Origin of the sequence: Streptomyces sp. NBC_00829 (assembly GCF_045161795.1) — a bacterium.
In the GTDB taxonomy this organism is placed as follows: Bacteria; Actinomycetota; Actinomycetes; order Streptomycetales; family Streptomycetaceae; genus Streptomyces.
In genome coordinates, this window is record NZ_CP108867.1 from 2,066,950 (window position 1) to 2,082,735 (window position 15,786).

Genomic DNA, 15,786 nt, shown 5'->3' on the forward strand with positions numbered 1-15,786 from the left:
GGAGCTGAACACGAAGCAGGCCCCCGCCACTTGGCGGGGGCCTGCTTCTGTACCGAGCCCCAATACGGAATCGAACCGTAGACCTTCTCCTTACCATGGAGACGCTCTACCGACTGAGCTATTGGGGCAATGCTGCGCTGCGGCAACGGGATAGATCATACCCCGAACAGGCGGTTGCTTTGAACCACCTGGGCCGCTGTACGGCCAACTGGCTTCCTGCCACCCGGTGTCACGGTGACGGGCGGGCGACTCGCCGGGCGACAGACCCCGAGCACCCGCGACCGTCCCCGGCGTCGGAGCCAGGAGACCGTGCCATTCCGAACCGTGGAACGGTCCTGAACGCAGAAAAGCCCCGCACCAGAAGGTGCGGGGCTTTCCCACAATGATTGTTCGGCGGCGTCCTACTCTCCCACAGGGTCCCCCCTGCAGTACCATCGGCGCTGAAAGGCTTAGCTTCCGGGTTCGGAATGTAACCGGGCGTTTCCCTAACGCAATGACCACCGAAACACTATGAAACTGTTCACCGGAGTCCCGGCCATGGGGACTCGACAGTTCGTTGTTTCAGAACCAACACAGTGGACGCGAGCAACTGAGGACAAGCCCTCGGCCTATTAGTACCAGTCAGCTCCACCCCTTGCGGGGCTTCCACATCTGGCCTATCAACCCAGTCGTCTACTGGGAGCCTTAACCCCTCAAAGGGGGTGGGAGTCCTCATCTCGAAGCAGGCTTCCCGCTTAGATGCTTTCAGCGGTTATCCTTTCCGAACGTAGCCAACCAGCCATGCCCTTGGCAGGACAACTGGCACACCAGAGGTTCGTCCGTCCCGGTCCTCTCGTACTAGGGACAGCCCTTCTCAAGACTCCTACGCGCACAGCGGATAGGGACCGAACTGTCTCACGACGTTCTAAACCCAGCTCGCGTACCGCTTTAATGGGCGAACAGCCCAACCCTTGGGACCGACTCCAGCCCCAGGATGCGACGAGCCGACATCGAGGTGCCAAACCATCCCGTCGATATGGACTCTTGGGGAAGATCAGCCTGTTATCCCCGGGGTACCTTTTATCCGTTGAGCGACGGCGCTTCCACAAGCCACCGCCGGATCACTAGTCCCGACTTTCGTCCCTGCTCGACCCGTCGGTCTCACAGTCAAGCTCCCTTGTGCACTTACACTCAACACCTGATTGCCAACCAGGCTGAGGGAACCTTTGGGCGCCTCCGTTACCCTTTGGGAGGCAACCGCCCCAGTTAAACTACCCATCAGACACTGTCCCTGATCCGGATCACGGACCCAGGTTAGACATCCAGCACGACCAGAGTGGTATTTCAACGACGACTCCACAACCACTGGCGTGGCCGCTTCACAGTCTCCCACCTATCCTACACAAGCCGAACCGAACACCAATATCAAACTGTAGTAAAGGTCCCGGGGTCTTTCCGTCCTGCTGCGCGAAACGAGCATCTTTACTCGTAGTGCAATTTCACCGGGCCTATGGTTGAGACAGTCGAGAAGTCGTTACGCCATTCGTGCAGGTCGGAACTTACCCGACAAGGAATTTCGCTACCTTAGGATGGTTATAGTTACCACCGCCGTTTACTGGCGCTTAAGTTCTCAGCTTCGCCACACCGAAATGTGACTAACCGGTCCCCTTAACGTTCCAGCACCGGGCAGGCGTCAGTCCGTATACATCGCCTTACGGCTTCGCACGGACCTGTGTTTTTAGTAAACAGTCGCTTCTCGCTGGTCTCTGCGGCCACCCCCAGCTCAAGCAGCAAGTGCTCTCACCAGTGATGGCCCCCCTTCTCCCGAAGTTACGGGGGCATTTTGCCGAGTTCCTTAACCATAGTTCACCCGAACGCCTCGGTATTCTCTACCTGACCACCTGAGTCGGTTTAGGGTACGGGCCGCCATGAAACTCGCTAGAGGCTTTTCTCGACAGCATAGGATCATCCACTTCACCACAATCGGCTCGGCATCAGGTCTCAGCCCCATGTGTGACGGATTTGCCTATCACACGGCCTACACCCTTACCCCGGGACAACCACCGCCCGGGCTGGACTACCTTCCTGCGTCACCCCATCGCTTACCTACTACCACCTTGGGCCGGCGGCTCCACCACTCCCCTCAACTCCGAAGAGATCAGGGCGGCTTCACGGCCTTAGCATTAATGGGCTCGATACTGGGCGTTTCAAAGCGGGTACCGGAATATCAACCGGTTGTCCATCGACTACGCCTGTCGGCCTCGCCTTAGGTCCCGACTTACCCTGGGCAGATCAGCTTGACCCAGGAACCCTTAGTCAATCGGCGCACACGTTTCTCACGTGTGTATCGCTACTCATGCCTGCATTCTCACTCGTGAACCGTCCACCACTGCCTTCCGGCGCGGCTTCACCCGGCACACGACGCTCCCCTACCCATCCACACTCCCGTTGGGGATATATGCGTGAATGACACGACTTCGGCGGTACGCTTGAGCCCCGCTACATTGTCGGCGCGGAATCACTTGACCAGTGAGCTATTACGCACTCTTTCAAGGGTGGCTGCTTCTAAGCCAACCTCCTGGTTGTCTCTGCGACTCCACATCCTTTCCCACTTAGCGTACGCTTAGGGGCCTTAGTCGATGCTCTGGGCTGTTTCCCTCTCGACCATGGAGCTTATCCCCCACAGTCTCACTGCCGCGCTCTCACTTACCGGCATTCGGAGTTTGGCTAAGGTCAGTAACCCGGTAGGGCCCATCGCCTATCCAGTGCTCTACCTCCGGCAAGAAACACACGACGCTGCACCTAAATGCATTTCGGGGAGAACCAGCTATCACGGAGTTTGATTGGCCTTTCACCCCTAACCACAGGTCATCCCCCAGGTTTTCAACCCTGGTGGGTTCGGTCCTCCACGAAGTCTTACCTCCGCTTCAACCTGCCCATGGCTAGATCACTCCGCTTCGGGTCTTGAGCGCGCTACTGAATCGCCCTATTCGGACTCGCTTTCGCTACGGCTTCCCCACACGGGTTAACCTCGCAACACACCGCAAACTCGCAGGCTCATTCTTCAAAAGGCACGCAGTCACGAGACACCAAGCAAGCTTGATGTCCGACGCTCCCACGGCTTGTAGGCACACGGTTTCAGGTACTATTTCACTCCGCTCCCGCGGTACTTTTCACCATTCCCTCACGGTACTATCCGCTATCGGTCACCAGGGAATATTTAGGCTTAACGGGTGGTCCCGCCAGATTCACACGGGATTTCTCGGGCCCCGTGCTACTTGGGTGTCTCTTAAACGAGCCGTTGATGTTTCAGCTACGGGGGTCTTACCCTCTACGCCGGACCTTTCGCATGTCCTTCGCCTACATCAACGGTTTCTGACTCGTCTCACAGCCGGCAGACCGTGAAAAAGAGATCCCACAACCCCGCATGCGCAACCCCTGCCGGGTATCACACGCATACGGTTTGGCCTCATCCGGTTTCGCTCGCCACTACTCCCGGAATCACGGTTGTTTTCTCTTCCTGAGGGTACTGAGATGTTTCACTTCCCCTCGTTCCCTCCACACTGCCTATGTGTTCAGCAGCGGGTGACAGCCCATGACGACTGCCGGGTTTCCCCATTCGGAAACCCCCGGATCAAAGCCTGGTTGACGGCTCCCCGGGGACTATCGTGGCCTCCCACGTCCTTCATCGGTTCCTGGTGCCAAGGCATCCACCGTGCGCCCTTAAAAACTTGGCCACAGATGCTCGCGTCCACTGTGCAGTTCTCAAACAACGACCAGTCACCCATCACCCCACCCCATCAGGCGAGTTCACTGGGACCGGCATCCCGAAGGACGAGCTCACGCTCGCACCCTCAGACACCCAACAGCGCGCCCGGCACGACCAGTCGAAGACACACGTTCCACGCCGAAGCAGTACTAGTGATCCCAACCAACCGTGCCGAATAGTCAACGTTCCACCCATGAGCAACCAGCACCGGACATTCGCCGATGAACTGGCCTCTGACCAGGCCAGGCCTGGTAAGAAGTGCTCCTTAGAAAGGAGGTGATCCAGCCGCACCTTCCGGTACGGCTACCTTGTTACGACTTCGTCCCAATCGCCAGTCCCACCTTCGACAGCTCCCTCCCACAAGGGGTTGGGCCACCGGCTTCGGGTGTTACCGACTTTCGTGACGTGACGGGCGGTGTGTACAAGGCCCGGGAACGTATTCACCGCAGCAATGCTGATCTGCGATTACTAGCAACTCCGACTTCATGGGGTCGAGTTGCAGACCCCAATCCGAACTGAGACCGGCTTTTTGAGATTCGCTCCGCCTCACGGCATCGCAGCTCTTTGTACCGGCCATTGTAGCACGTGTGCAGCCCAAGACATAAGGGGCATGATGACTTGACGTCGTCCCCACCTTCCTCCGAGTTGACCCCGGCAGTCTCCTGTGAGTCCCCATCACCCCGAAGGGCATGCTGGCAACACAGAACAAGGGTTGCGCTCGTTGCGGGACTTAACCCAACATCTCACGACACGAGCTGACGACAGCCATGCACCACCTGTATACCGACCACAAGGGGGGCACCATCTCTGATGCTTTCCGGTATATGTCAAGCCTTGGTAAGGTTCTTCGCGTTGCGTCGAATTAAGCCACATGCTCCGCTGCTTGTGCGGGCCCCCGTCAATTCCTTTGAGTTTTAGCCTTGCGGCCGTACTCCCCAGGCGGGGAACTTAATGCGTTAGCTGCGGCACCGACGACGTGGAATGTCGCCAACACCTAGTTCCCAACGTTTACGGCGTGGACTACCAGGGTATCTAATCCTGTTCGCTCCCCACGCTTTCGCTCCTCAGCGTCAGTAATGGCCCAGAGATCCGCCTTCGCCACCGGTGTTCCTCCTGATATCTGCGCATTTCACCGCTACACCAGGAATTCCGATCTCCCCTACCACACTCTAGCTAGCCCGTATCGAATGCAGACCCGGGGTTAAGCCCCGGGCTTTCACATCCGACGTGACAAGCCGCCTACGAGCTCTTTACGCCCAATAATTCCGGACAACGCTTGCGCCCTACGTATTACCGCGGCTGCTGGCACGTAGTTAGCCGGCGCTTCTTCTGCAGGTACCGTCACTTTCGCTTCTTCCCTGCTGAAAGAGGTTTACAACCCGAAGGCCGTCATCCCTCACGCGGCGTCGCTGCATCAGGCTTTCGCCCATTGTGCAATATTCCCCACTGCTGCCTCCCGTAGGAGTCTGGGCCGTGTCTCAGTCCCAGTGTGGCCGGTCGCCCTCTCAGGCCGGCTACCCGTCGTCGCCTTGGTAGGCCATCACCCCACCAACAAGCTGATAGGCCGCGGGCTCATCCTTCACCGCCGGAGCTTTCAACCCCTCCCCATGCGAGGAAGAGTGGTATCCGGTATTAGACCCCGTTTCCAGGGCTTGTCCCAGAGTGAAGGGCAGATTGCCCACGTGTTACTCACCCGTTCGCCACTAATCCACCCCGAAGGGCTTCATCGTTCGACTTGCATGTGTTAAGCACGCCGCCAGCGTTCGTCCTGAGCCAGGATCAAACTCTCCATGAATGTTTTCCCGTAATCGGGATGAACACCACAAGAGCGGAACAGCCGGTCGGAATAAGACCGACTGTTCACAGCGTCCTCGCTGTGTCATTGCCTACCCGCCCAAAGGGCCAAGATAGGACTTTCAAAGGAACCACGCCCTGCCGAAGCAGAGACGGGGTATCAACATATCTGGCGTTGACTTTTGGCACGCTGTTGAGTTCTCAAGGAACGGACGCTTCCTTCGTACTCACCCTCTCGGGCTTTCCTCCGGGCGCTTCCCTTCGGTCTTGCGTTTCCAACCCTACCAGACTCTGTTTCCATTCCGTTTCCGGTGAGGAATTCGAATCCAGTGGCCGTTGGAAGGCCTTTTGCCTTTCGGCTGAACCGACTTTATCAGAGATTCTGAGTCGGAATTCCCGCCCCGTTCAGGAACTGTTCCGAACACACGAGTGTGCCGGGTCCCGTTCAGGCGGAGCCGCAAACGTACTGGAGCGGAGCTCCCCGACGCAAATCGGGGGCTCCGCTCCTGGATCGACGGCGTCAGACCTCGACGACGACGGGAAGGATCATCGGGCGCCGGCGGTATGTGTCGGACACCCACTTGCCCACCGTGCGGCGGACGAGTTGCTGCAGCTGGTGCGGCTCGGCGACACCGTCGGCCGCCGACTTCCCGATGGCTTCCTCGATCTTCGGGAGCACCGCGCTGAACGCGGCGTCCTCGATGCCGGAGCCGCGGGCGTGGATGTGCGGGCCGCCCACCACCTTGCCCGTGGTGGAGTCGACCACCACGAAGACCGAGATGATGCCCTCGTCGCCCAGGATGCGGCGGTCCTTGAGGACGGGCTCGGTGACATCGCCGACCGAGAGTCCGTCGACGTACACATACCCGGCCTGGACCTTGCCGACGATCCTGGCCTTGCCGTCGACGAGGTCGACGACGACTCCGTCCTCCGCGATGACGATGTGGTCCTTGGGGACACCCGTCAGTGCGCCGAGTTCGGCGTTGGCGCGCAGATGGCGCCATTCACCGTGGACCGGCATCAGGTTCTTCGGCTTGCAGATGTTGTAGAAGTACAGCAGCTCGCCGGCCGATGCGTGACCCGAGACATGGACCTTGGCGTTGCCCTTGTGGACGACGTTTGCGCCCCAGCGGGACAGGCCGTTGATCACGCGGTAGACCGCGTTCTCGTTACCCGGGATGAGGGACGACGCCAGGATCACCGTGTCGCCCTGGACGATACGGATCTGGTGGTCTCGGTTGGCCATTCGGGACAACGCCGCCATCGGCTCACCCTGGGAACCCGTACAGACGAGGACGACGTCGTGGTCCGGGAGGTCGTCGAGCGTCTTGACGTCGACGACGAGGCCGGCCGGGACCCGGAGGTAGCCCAGGTCGCGGGCGATGCCCATGTTGCGGACCATCGAGCGGCCGACGAAGGCGACCCGGCGGCCGTATTCGTGTGCCGCGTCGAGGATCTGCTGGATGCGGTGCACGTGGCTGGCGAAGCTGGCCACGATGATGCGCTTCTGGGCGTTCGCGAAGACCGTGCGCAGGACGTTCGAGATGTCGCGCTCGGGCGGAACGAAGCCCGGGACCTCGGCGTTGGTCGAGTCCGAGAGCAGCAGGTCGATGCCCTCCTCGCTGAGCCGCGCGAATGCGTGCAGGTCGGTCAGGCGACGGTCCAGCGGGAGCTGGTCCATCTTGAAGTCGCCGGTGTGGACGACCATGCCCGCGGGGGTGCGGATGGCGACGGCCAGCGCGTCCGGGATGGAGTGGTTGACCGCGATGAATTCGCAGTCGAAGGGACCGATCCGCTCACGGTGGCCCTCGGTGACTTCGAGGGTGTAGGGGCGGATGCGGTGCTCCTGAAGCTTCGCCTCGATCAGCGCGAGGGTCAGCTTGGAGCCGATCAGCGGGATGTCCGGCTTCAGGCGGAGCAGGAACGGGACGCCGCCGATGTGGTCCTCGTGGCCGTGCGTGAGCACGATCCCGTCGATGTCGTCCAGGCGCTCCCGCAGGGTGGTGAAGTCCGGCAGGATCAGATCGATTCCGGGCTGCTCCTCCTCGGGGAAGAGGACGCCGCAGTCGACGATAAGCAGTCGGCCGTCGTACTCGAAGACCGTCATGTTCCGGCCGATCTCACCGAGACCGCCGAGTGGGGTGACGCGCAGGCCGCCCTTGGGAAGCTTCGGCGGGGCGCCGAGTTCAGGATGCGGATGACTCAAAAGACTCTCCTCACCACGCACGCCACGTACCGCTTCGGCACGTGGCGTACATGACATTCGTGCACTTGCCGTTGTCTGGGTCCGACCGCTTCGGGGCCGGATTTCTTCGCGTATTCAGTTGTGAAGTCCGTGTTTAGAGCTGTACCCCACCGGCCGCGAGGTCGATCTTGAGCTGCGCGGTTTCTTCCGGGGAGAGCTCCACAAGGGGCAGCCGGAGCGGTCCGGCCGGGAGGCCCTGGAGCGCCAGTGCCGCCTTGGTGGTGATGACGCCCTGGGTGCGGAACATCCCGGTGAAGACCGGGAGGAGTCGCTGGTGGATCTCGGTGGCCTTCTGGACGTCGCCGTTGACATGGGCGTCCACGAGGGCGCGGAGCTCCGGGGTCACGACATGGCCCACGACGGAGACGAAGCCGACGGCGCCGACCGAGAGCAGCGGGAGGTTGAGCATGTCGTCGCCGGAGTACCAGGCGAGTCCGCTGCGGGCGATGGCCCAGCTGGCGCGGCCGAGGTCTCCCTTGGCGTCCTTGTTGGCGACGATACGCGGGTGATCGGCGAGGCGCACCAGGGTTTCGGTGTCGATCGGAACGCCGCTGCGCCCGGGGATGTCGTACAGCATGACGGGCAGTTCCGTCGCGTCAGCGATGGCCGAGAAGTGACGGTACAGGCCCTCCTGTGGAGGCTTGTTGTAGTACGGCGTGACGGCGAGCAGGCCGTGTGCGCCGGAGCGTTCGGCGGTGCGGGCGAGCTCGACGCTGTGGCGGGTGTCGTTGGTGCCGATACCGGCGACGACGTGGGCTCGGTCTCCGACGGCTTCCAGTACGGCCCGTACGAGCTGGTCTTTCTCCGCGTCGCTGGTGGTCGGCGACTCACCGGTGGTGCCATTGATGATCAGGCCGTCGTTGCCTGCGTCCACCAGATGGGCGGCCAGACGCTGTGCGCCGGCGAGGTCGAGTGCGCCGTCAGCCGTGAAGGGCGTGACCATGGCGGTGAGGACCCGCCCGAAGGGGGTCTGCGGAGTGGAGATCGGAGCCATGGGTAACACGCTACTCGCTGCTCAGCACGCAGTGTCCCCTAGGGGGACGTGACGTACGACGTGGCATGAGGAGCCCGGCACTGCCTGCTCGGGGGTTCAAGCAGTGCCGGGTCCGTTTGATCAGCCTAGATGAACTTCATGAAACACCGCAATGCGGACACTTCGCCGTGCCAATGCGTACACCTGTGCTCTATGGGACTGCTGTGCCCTAAGGGGCAACGCGGCCGTTGGCGTTGAAGGCGGCGTATGTGAGCGGCATGAGCTGCGCCCAGTGCTGCTCCATCTTTTCGCCGACCATCTCGATCTCGCGCTGCGGGAAGGACGGGACCGCCGCCAGCTCGTGCTGGGTGCGCAGTCCGAGGAAGTGCATCAGCGAGCGGGCGTTGCAGGTGGCGTACATGGAGGAGAACAGGCCGACGGGGAGGACCGCGCGGGCGACCTCGCGGGCGATGCCCTCGGCGAGCATCTCCTGGTACGTCTCGTACGAGCGGCGGTACGAGTCCACCATCGCGTCGGAGACGACCTTGTGCTGCGCGGGGGACCCGTCGATGAAGACGTACTTGCCGGGGCGGCCTTCCTGGACCAGCTTGCGGTTCTGCCCCGGGACGTAGAAGACCGGCTGGAGCTCGCGGTAGCGGCCGGACTCCTCGTTGTAGGACCAGCCCACGCGGTGCCGCATGAACTCGCGGAAGACGAAGATCGGGGCGCTGATGAAGAAGGTCATCGAGTTGTGCTCGAAGGGGCTGCCGTGGCGGTCCCGCATCAGGTAGTTGATCAGTCCCTTCGAGCGCTCCGGGTCCTTCTGGAGCTCCTCCAGAGACTGCTCGCCTGCCGTGGAGACGCGGGCGGCCCACAGCACGTCGGAGTCGGCGGCGGTGTGCTTCACCAGCTCGACGGTGACATCGCTGCGGAAACTGGGCGTGGCTGTCTCGGCGGGGGTGTCGGGCACCAGGGGTCCTTCCGGTTGAACGCTTAGGCGGCGCCCACTTTAACGACGGAACGCTCCGCCAGTGCCTCTGGCCCCTTCGGCTGATTCCCCGTCGAAGGCACGATCGATGGCACCAAACGGCTGCTTCTTACGTCAGTACCAGTAGAACCCCACAATCATGCGATGCCAAGGAGAGTGTTCCTGATGTTCCGCCGGCGAGAGGCCGTCCCGTTCGCATTCGTCGCCGAGGCCGACCGCTTCCGCAGTAACGTCACTCCCCCACCCCGTGAACGCCCCAGCAGGTCCGACCTCGCAAGCCGCAGCCTGATCGGGCTGACCATGGTCTGCGGACTCGTCGGAGCCCTGCTCCTCGGGGTCCCCGCCCTGGATTCCGGCCAGGCTCAGGGACATTCACAGAAGTCCGAGGCGTCCCGGGGGCACTGACTCGTACGGCCCCCCTGGGGTGGTCGGTCCGTGGTCGCCTCGGTAGCCTCACCCGTCACAGCCCAATCGAGTGTGCTGGTGAGTGAGGATCAGTCGTGCCCCTGCCCTTCCTGACGGCCGACCGTGCGTTTGACACGACCACGGACGACGTCGCGCTGCCCTTCGACGATCACGACCACTGGCGGCGTCCGTACCGTCCGGGTCCGTGGCGGGTCTGCGCGGCGGCGTTGTTGCTGCTCCTCGCCTCGTTCGTGCTGATCGCGGCGATGATCATCGCGTTCGCCGGTGAGCTGCCGGGAGCGGGCGCCTGTCTGGGCGTGGGGCTCGCGGTCATCTTCGCCGCGCTGCGGCTGCTGCGGATGGGCGTCTGGGTCAGCCGGCACGGGCTACGGCGCGTCGCCTTCTTCGCGACCACCACGATGCCGTGGAACCACGCGTCGGCCGTACGCACCGTGCAGCAGCCGGTGCGCTGGCTCGGGCTGCCGCGCACGGTCCAGGGGCAGGCGCTCGTCGTCGTACGCCAGGGCGGGGAGCCGCTGCCCCTGCTGACCGATCACAACGCGGATTTCCTCTCGCGCACCGAGGCGTTCGACCGCGCGGCCGACACGGTCGAGGCGTGGGGCTCGGAGTACCGCGGAGCCTGACCCCGTGCTCCCGCCGGAACGACTCGGCAAACGGCTCAGGGGCTCGATACCGCCGGGCGGTCGTGCAGTGCGATCGCCCGCTGCATGGCCTTGCGGGCGCGCGGGGTGTCCCGGGCGTCGTGATAGGCGACGGCGAGACGGAACCAGCAGCGCCAGTCGTCCGGTGAATCCTCGGTCTCGGCCCGCCTCTTGGCGAAGGTCTCGTCGGCCGCGTCGCGGTCGATACGGCCGCCGTGCGTCCGCGCCGACTCCTCGGCCGGCAGGCCGCCCTCGGCCTCCAGCTCACGAGCCAGGCGATGCGCATTGCGCGCGAAGCTCGTGTTGTGCCAGAGGAACCAGCCCCCGATGAACGGCAGCAGGAACGCCACCGCGCCCATGCCCATGGCCGCAGGCTCACCGGTGAGCAGGAGCAGGACGCCTTCCATCGCCACCACGCCGAAGACAAGCACCAGCACGGTGGCGAGGAAGAAGTACGTGATCTTTCCGCCCATGGCCGTCAGCCCAGGTCGAGGAAGTGTTCGAGACCGAAGGTGAGGCCTGGCGCGGACACCACACGGCGGACGCCGAGCAGGATGCCGGGCATGAAGCTGCTGTGGTGCAGCGAGTCGTGCCGGATGGTGAGCGTCTCGCCCTCGGCGCCCAGCAGGACCTCCTGGTGGGCGAGGAGACCGCGCAGCCGGACGGCGTGCACGGGGACACCGTCGACGTCCGCGCCCCGGGCGCCGTCCAGTGCGGTGACGGTCGCGTCGGGCTGCGGGGCGCTGCCCGCCTCCGCGCGCGCCGCCGCGATCAGCTGGGCGGTGCGGGTCGCGGTGCCGCTCGGGGCGTCGGCCTTGTTCGGGTGATGCAGTTCGACGACCTCGACGGACTCGAAGAAGCGCGCGGCCTGCTGGGCGAACTTCATCGTGAGGACGGCGCCGATCGAGAAGTTCGGGGCGATGAGCACACCCGTCTGCGGCGATGCGGCGAGCGAGGTGTTCAGCTGCGCGAGGCGTTCGTCCGTCCAGCCAGTGGTGCCGACGACCGCGTGGATGCCGTGGCGTACGCAGAAGTCGAGGTTGCCCATCACCGAGGCCGGGGTGGTCAGCTCGACCACGACCTGGGCGCCGGAGTCCACCAGGGCCTCCAGCTTGTCGCCCCTGCCGAGCGCCACGACCAGTTCCATGTCGTCGGCGGCCTCGACGGCTCGTACCGCTTCCGAGCCGATACGGCCCTTGGCCCCGAGGACGGCCACGCGCAGCTTGCTCATTGCCTTACTTCCCTTTTCTTGAGGGACCGCTTCCGGAAGACACCTTCTAGGACACAGCTTCTAGGAGACGGCTTCGTGGAGGCGGTCCGCCTGCTTGTCCTTCAGGGGGCCGATCACCGACAGCGAGGGCCGCTGCCCCAGCACGTCGGCCGCCACGGCACGCACCTCGTCGGGAGTGACGGCGGCTATCCGCGCGAGCATGTCGTCGACGGACATCTGCGTGCCCCAGCACAGTTCGCTCTTGCCGATACGGTTCATCAGCGCGCCCGTATCCTCAAGCCCCAGCACCGTGGAGCCGGAGAGCTGGCCGACCGCTCGCCCGATCTCCTCGTCCGACAGACTGTCCGTGGCGGCCCGGTCGAGCTCGTCACGGCAGATCTTCAGGACGTCGTGGACCTGGCTGGGCCGACAGCCCGCGTAGACCCCGAAGAGGCCGGTGTCGGCGAAGCCCGAGGTGTACGAGTACACGCTGTAGGCGAGGCCTCGCTTCTCCCGTACCTCCTGGAACAGACGTGAGGACATGCCGCCGCCGAGGGCGGTGTTCAGCACGCCGAGCGCCCAGCGGCGCTCGTCGGTGCGGGCGAGGCCCGGCATGCCGAGCACGACGTGGGCCTGCTCGGTCTTGCGGTTGAGCAGTTCGACGCGGCCCGCGGTGCGCAGGGCGCGCACTCCGTCACGCGGAGGCGTCGGGACGGCGTCCGTACGGGTGAGGGCGCCGGCCTTCTCGAAGGCCCTGCGGACCTGGCGTACGACCGTGGTGTGGTCGATGTTGCCCGCGGCGGCGACGACCAGGTGGGTGGGGTCGTAGTGCTTCTTGTAGAAGCGGCGGACGCGATCGGCGGTCAGCGCGTTGACCGTGTCGACGGTGCCGAGGACCGGGCGGCCGAGGGGGGTGTCGCCGAACATGGTGTGCGCGAACAGATCGTGCACACAGTCGCCCGGGTCGTCCTCGGTCATCGCGATCTCTTCGAGGATGACTCCCCGCTCGGCGTCGACGTCCTCCTGGAGGATCAGGGAGCCGGTGAGCATGTCGCAGACGACATCGATGGCGAGCGGCAGGTCCGTGTCGAGGACCCGCGCGTAGTAGCAGGTGTACTCCTTCGCCGTGAAGGCGTTCATCTCCCCGCCGACCGCGTCGATCGCCGAGGAGATGTCCAGGGCGGAGCGCCGTCGCGTGCCCTTGAAGAGGAGGTGCTCCAGGTAGTGCGTGGCGCCGCCGAGGGACGGCGTCTCGTCACGGGAGCCGACGTTCGCCCAGATCCCGAAGGTCGCGGAGCGTACGGAGGGCAGGGTCTCGGTGACGACCCGCAGGCCGCCGGGGAGGACGGTGCGCCGGACGGTGCCGATGCCGTTCTCGCCCTTGAGGAGCGTTTGGGTACGGGCGACGGCCCGCGCCTCCGAAGAGGTGCGGGCCGTCGTCCTGGAACTACGGGACGTCACTTGGCGGCGTCGTCCTTGTTCTCGGAGTCACCCTCGGACGCGGACTCCTCGCCCTCGATCACGGGGATCAGGGAGAGCTTGCCGCGCGAGTCGATCTCGGCGATCTCGACCTGCACCTTGGCGCCGACCGCGAGCACGTCCTCGACGTTCTCCACGCGCTTGCCACCGGCGAGCTTGCGGATCTGCGAGATGTGCAGCAGGCCGTCCTTGCCCGGGAGCAGGGACACGAACGCACCGAACGTGGTCGTCTTGACGACCGTGCCCAGGTAGCGCTCGCCGACCTCCGGCATGGTCGGGTTGGCGATGCCGTTGATCGTGGCGCGGGCGGCCTCGGCGGCCGGGCCGTCGGCGGCACCGATGTAGATGGTGCCGTCGTCCTCGATCGTGATGTCGGCGCCGGTGTCCTCCTGGATCTGGTTGATCATCTTGCCCTTGGGGCCGATGACCTCACCGATCTTGTCCACCGGGATCTTGACGGTGATGATCCGCGGGGCGTTGGGGGACATCTCGTCCGGGACGTCGATGGCCTCGTTCATCACATCGAGGATGTGGAGGCGGGCGTCGCGGGCCTGCTTCAGCGCGGCGGCCAGGACCGAGGCGGGGATGCCGTCGAGCTTGGTGTCGAGCTGGAGCGCGGTGACGAAGGTCTTCGTACCGGCGACCTTGAAGTCCATGTCACCGAACGCGTCCTCCGCACCGAGGATGTCGGTGAGGGTGACGTAGTGGGTCTCGCCCTCGATCTCCTGGGAGATCAGACCCATGGCGATACCGGCGACGGGGGCCTTGAGCGGCACACCGGCGTTCAGCAGCGACATGGTGGAGGCGCAGACCGAGCCCATCGACGTGGAGCCGTTGGAGCTCAGCGCCTCGGAGACCTGGCGGATGGCGTACGGGAACTCCTCGCGCGTCGGCAGCACCGGCACGAGCGCCCGCTCGGCCAAGGCGCCGTGGCCGATCTCGCGGCGCTTCGGCGAACCGACGCGGCCGGTCTCACCGGTGGAGTACGGCGGGAAGTTGTAGTTGTGCATGTAGCGCTTGCGGGTCACCGGGGAGAGGGTGTCCAGCTGCTGCTCCATCCGGAGCATGTTCAGGGTGGTGACGCCCAGGATCTGGGTCTCGCCACGCTCGAACAGCGCCGAACCGTGCACGCGCGGGATGGCCTCGACCTCGGCGGCGAGCGTACGGATGTCCGTGACGCCACGGCCGTCGATGCGGACCTTCTCCTTGATGACGCGCTCGCGCACCAGGGTCTTGGTCAGCGAGCGGTACGCGGCGGAGATCTCCTTCTCGCGGCCCTCGAACTGCGGGAGCAATTTCTCGCCGGCCAGCGCCTTGACGCGGTCCAGCTCGGCCTCGCGCTCCTGCTTGCCGGCGATGGTGAGCGCCTGGGCGAGCTCGCTCTTGACCGCGGCGGAGAGGGCCTCGAGGACGTCGTCCTCGTAGTCCAGGAAGATCGGGAACTCACCGGTCGGCTTGGCGGCCTTGGCGGCGAGGTCCGACTGCGCCTTGCAGAGGGTCTTGATGAAGGGCTTCGCGGCCTCGAGACCGGCGGCCACGACCTCCTCGGTCGGCGCCTCGGCGCCGCCCTTGACGAGCTCGATGGTCTTCTCGGTGGCCTCGGCCTCGACCATCATGATCGCGACGTCGCCATCCTCCAGGACGCGACCGGCGACCACCATGTCGAAGACGGCGTCCTCAAGCTCGGTGTGCGTCGGGAAAGCGACCCACTGGCCCTTGATCAGCGCGACACGGGTGCCGCCGATCGGGCCGGAGAAGGGCAGGCCGGCCAGCTGCGTGGAGCAGGAGGCGGCGTTGATCGCGACCACGTCGTACAGGTGGTCGGGGTTGAGCGCCATGATCGTCTCGACGACCTGGATTTCGTTGCGCAGGCCCTTCTTGAAGGACGGGCGCAGCGGGCGGTCGATCAGGCGGCAGGTGAGGATCGCGTCCTCGGAGGGCCGGCCCTCACGACGGAAGAAGGAGCCGGGAATCTTGCCGGCTGCGTACATCCGCTCCTCGACGTCCACCGTCAGGGGGAAGAAGTCGAGCTGGTCCTTGGGCTTCTTGGAAGCGGTGGTGGCCGACAGCACCATGGTGTCGTCGTCCAGGTAGGCCACGGCGGAGCCGGCGGCCTGACGGGCCAGACGGCCCGTCTCGAAGCGGATGGTGCGGGTGCCGAAGGAACCGTTGTCAATGACGGCCTCGGCGTAGTGGGTCTCGTTCTCCACTAGCGTTTTCTCCTCGTCTTCGTCCCCTCGCCCGTGTGGCGGAGGACGGTGGCCGAGAAGCCCTCGTTCTGC

9 protein-coding genes, 1 tRNA gene and 3 rRNA genes are annotated in these 15,786 nt (G+C 64.4%); 2 read left to right on the plus strand and 11 right to left on the minus strand.

Translation table 11 applies throughout. The features are described 5' to 3' along the window. Positions 1-55: 55 nt before the first annotated feature. The 7 genes from OG293_RS08395 to thyX form a co-directional block, all read right to left on the minus strand. Positions 56-128: transfer RNA gene (locus OG293_RS08395), tRNA-Thr, on the minus strand. Between the two features lie 260 nt (positions 129-388). Continuing rightward, positions 389-505 (minus strand): 5S ribosomal RNA (gene rrf, locus OG293_RS08400). A gap of 86 nt (positions 506-591) precedes the next feature. Further along, positions 592-3,716: ribosomal RNA gene (locus tag OG293_RS08405) — 23S ribosomal RNA — on the minus strand. A gap of 301 nt (positions 3,717-4,017) precedes the next feature. Then, a 16S ribosomal RNA gene (locus OG293_RS08410) occupies positions 4,018-5,543 on the minus strand. The 16S, 23S and 5S rRNA genes sit together here with 1 tRNA gene alongside, the layout of an rRNA operon. 519 nt (positions 5,544-6,062) lie before the next feature. Next, positions 6,063-7,748, minus strand: coding sequence for a ribonuclease J (locus OG293_RS08415; RefSeq protein ID WP_405998141.1), 1,686 nt, complete (start codon positions 7,746-7,748; stop codon positions 6,063-6,065). A 133-nt stretch (positions 7,749-7,881) separates the two neighbouring features. Continuing rightward, entirely contained in the window at positions 7,882-8,781 is a 900-nt protein-coding gene (dapA, locus tag OG293_RS08420) for a 4-hydroxy-tetrahydrodipicolinate synthase (RefSeq protein WP_405998142.1), read from the minus strand. Positions 8,782-8,989: 208 nt separating this feature from the next. Then, complete coding sequence (gene thyX / locus OG293_RS08425) at positions 8,990-9,730, minus strand: FAD-dependent thymidylate synthase (RefSeq protein WP_405998143.1); 741 nt, start codon at positions 9,728-9,730, stop codon at positions 8,990-8,992. A 183-nt stretch (positions 9,731-9,913) separates the two neighbouring features. Between thyX and OG293_RS08430 the strand changes: the two genes are divergently transcribed. After that, positions 9,914-10,153, plus strand: a complete 240-nt coding sequence (locus tag OG293_RS08430) for a hypothetical protein (protein ID WP_405998144.1) — start codon at positions 9,914-9,916, stop codon at positions 10,151-10,153. Positions 10,154-10,248: 95 nt separating this feature from the next. Further along, the gene (locus OG293_RS08435) at positions 10,249-10,797 is read left to right on the plus strand and encodes a hypothetical protein (protein WP_405998145.1); all 549 of its coding nucleotides are present in this window, start codon (positions 10,249-10,251) and stop codon (positions 10,795-10,797) included. Positions 10,798-10,832: 35 nt separating this feature from the next. Here OG293_RS08435 and OG293_RS08440 read toward each other — a convergent pair whose 3' ends face one another. From OG293_RS08440 to OG293_RS08455, 4 genes are read right to left on the minus strand one after another with little or no spacing between them, the layout of a single operon-like run. Next, complete coding sequence (locus tag OG293_RS08440) at positions 10,833-11,288, minus strand: hypothetical protein (RefSeq protein ID WP_405998146.1); 456 nt, start codon at positions 11,286-11,288, stop codon at positions 10,833-10,835. Positions 11,289-11,293: 5 nt separating this feature from the next. Then, a complete protein-coding gene (gene dapB, locus OG293_RS08445) occupies positions 11,294-12,046 on the minus strand; it encodes a 4-hydroxy-tetrahydrodipicolinate reductase (RefSeq protein WP_405998147.1) in 753 nt (250 codons plus the stop codon). Between the two features lie 60 nt (positions 12,047-12,106). Then, positions 12,107-13,486, minus strand: a complete 1,380-nt coding sequence (locus OG293_RS08450) for a M16 family metallopeptidase (RefSeq protein ID WP_405998148.1) — start codon at positions 13,484-13,486, stop codon at positions 12,107-12,109. After that, a complete protein-coding gene (locus OG293_RS08455; protein WP_405998149.1) occupies positions 13,483-15,714 on the minus strand; it encodes a polyribonucleotide nucleotidyltransferase in 2,232 nt (743 codons plus the stop codon). The genes OG293_RS08450 and OG293_RS08455 overlap by 4 nt, the downstream gene beginning before the upstream one ends. Between the last annotated feature and the right edge of the window lie 72 nt (positions 15,715-15,786).

What these genes read in the sequence shown, in the direction of transcription:
- dapA (WP_405998142.1), bottom strand. Translation starts at nt 8,781, where the DNA reads ATGGCTCCGATCTCCACTCCGCAGACCCCCTTCGGGCGGGTCCTCACC.
- OG293_RS08430 (WP_405998144.1), top strand. Translation starts at nt 9,914, where the DNA reads ATGTTCCGCCGGCGAGAGGCCGTCCCGTTCGCATTCGTCGCCGAGGCC.
- OG293_RS08440 (WP_405998146.1), bottom strand. Translation starts at nt 11,288, where the DNA reads ATGGGCGGAAAGATCACGTACTTCTTCCTCGCCACCGTGCTGGTGCTT.
- dapB (WP_405998147.1), bottom strand. Translation starts at nt 12,046, where the DNA reads ATGAGCAAGCTGCGCGTGGCCGTCCTCGGGGCCAAGGGCCGTATCGGC.